The sequence below is a fragment of the Anabaena sp. CCY 9613 genome (assembly GCF_963920895.1).
Taxonomy (GTDB): Bacteria; Cyanobacteriota; Cyanobacteriia; order Cyanobacteriales; family Nostocaceae; genus Cyanocohniella.
In genome coordinates this window covers 1-2,134 of the sequence record NZ_CAWUDE010000045.1, presented here as the reverse complement: position 1 = coordinate 2,134, position 2,134 = coordinate 1, and the positions used below count along the sequence as shown (strand labels likewise).

Genomic DNA, 2,134 nt, shown 5'->3' with positions numbered 1-2,134 from the left:
TATAAGGATATCGCCCCAAACTCACCAAAGTATAAGCACAAAGCATTCCCACATCCACCTTCTCAGTCAATACCAAACTCAGACGTTTAGCCAAATCTAGCGCCGACAAAGCCGAGATATTTTCCCCCAATAACCTCACCTCACCAGCAATTGGTGGTTGCATACCCGCAAGCGATCGCAGTAAAGTAGACTTACCCGCACCATTAGGCCCCAGTAAACACACAACCTCTCCAGCCTGTAACGACACATTAATATCACAAGCCACACATCTCACCCGCTTCCCAGACACCCGATAACCAATAGTCAAATCATGAGTCGTCAAAATCCCATCACTCATTAGCACCACCTCAAAAACACTCCGCGTCCCTCTGCGTTTAAACAACCCGACGAGAATTACGCCGCAAAATCACCCAACTCACAACCGGAGTTCCTATCAAAGCAGTCACAGCATTCAAAGGTAAAACCATCGCACCACCCCAAACCTGAGACAACAAATCAGCCATCAAAGCCAAAATCGCACCCATCATCATCACCCCAGGAATTAAAATCCGATGGTCAGAAGTATGAAAAACACTGCGACACAAATGAGGAATAGCCACCCCCAAGAAAGCGATCGGGCCGCAAAAAGCAGTAATCGCACCAGCTAAAATAGATGCACTAGTAATAATCGAAAATCGAGTTTTTTCCACTGTCAACCCCAGACTACGCGCGTAAGCCTCACCAAGTAAAAGCGTATTCAAAGACTTTGATTGCGTCACTGCTATTAATAAACTTGCAACTATCACCGGAATTAAAACCAACAATTGTTGACCAGTCACCCCAGCAAAGCTACCAAAAGTCCACATAATATAACTTTGAATGCGTTCTTGGGAGCTAAATTGCAGCAAAATACTCACAATAGCACTCGTAGCATAACCAAACAACAAACCTAAAATTAGCAGCGTCATTGTATCTTTCACACGCCGAGATACAACTAACATCAATCCTAAAACCGATGCAGCACCAAAACTAGCAGCGATAACCAAACCAAAATCACTAATAATCCCTAAATCAGCTAATAATGTAGGTGTCGTCACACTAGCCGTCAACACAACTAAAGCCACACCCAAACTTGCACCCGAACTAATTCCTAACACAAAAGGCCCAGCCAAAGGATTTCTAAATAAAGTTTGCATTTGTAAGCCACTCACACCCAAAGCCGTACCCGCCAAAGTTGCAGTTAAAGCTTTAGGTAATCGAAATTTGAGAATAATATTTGTCCATGTCATCCTTTCTGGTTCTTGTCCCAGCAAAATATTAATTACTGCATGAAGAGGGATATGAACTGAACCTAAAGCCAAGTCTAATAAAAAGGCAAAAAGAAAGCTGATAAATAAAATAGAGAAAATAATAGTTTTGGATAAAGAATGATTAACTTTATATTTTTCGTTTAACATTATTGCCCTAATCTACGATAATAAAACAATTGATGTTCAAGTAATATTTCTGGATGTAAAATTTTAATTAAATCAGACAAAACAATATCTGGGTTACTCATTCCTCCTTCCCAGTAATCATTACCGCCACTATCATTGACACGGGCATTATTATTATAAAGATTGCCATTTTGGACAGCGTGAAAATCACCATAGCGGTTATCTTCAGCGAGTAAATCTTGAACACTCTGCCAAGATTGGCTAAAATTTAACCAATAATCTGCATTGCTAGCACGTTGTACAACAACTTCAACAGATAAAGGTAAACTACCGAAAGATTGATCATCACTCCAGAGATAGTTTCCCCCAGCATCAGCGAGATATTTGGCTACATAACTATTGCCTCCAGGCATATACCAAGTACCTTTAAAATTAAAGCCAACAAATACAGTAGGACAATTAGTTACAGATTTGGCTATTTGTACTATTTTTTCATATTTATCAGCAATTTTTTGGAAGATTTTTTCTGCTTGTTCTTCTTGATTAAAAAACAAAGCGGTAAACTTTAACCATTCACTTCTCCCCAAGGGTGTATCTTCCATATACTCAGCATTAATTCCTACTTTTAACCCGACTTCTGTAAGTTTAGAATAGCTATCAGTTTGGGAATTACCTGTACCGAAAGTTGTGACCAAATCGGGGTTTAATTCTAATAATCT

The 2,134-nt window shown here is 39.6% G+C and carries 3 protein-coding genes; all 3 read right to left on the bottom strand.

The annotated features are described in order from the left end of the window. On the bottom strand, positions 1-337 hold a 337-nt coding region (locus ACM0OT_RS23705), incomplete at its 3' end, for an ATP-binding cassette domain-containing protein (protein WP_414566824.1). Positions 338-374: 37 nt separating this feature from the next. Continuing rightward, positions 375-1,436: an iron chelate uptake ABC transporter family permease subunit gene (locus tag ACM0OT_RS23700; RefSeq protein WP_414566823.1), complete on the bottom strand. Its 1,062-nt coding sequence runs from the start codon at positions 1,434-1,436 to the stop codon at positions 375-377. Then, positions 1,436-2,134 (bottom strand): ABC transporter substrate-binding protein (locus ACM0OT_RS23695; protein ID WP_414566822.1); only part of this gene is annotated, 699 nt, incomplete at its 5' end. The genes ACM0OT_RS23695 and ACM0OT_RS23700, both read right to left, overlap by 1 nt.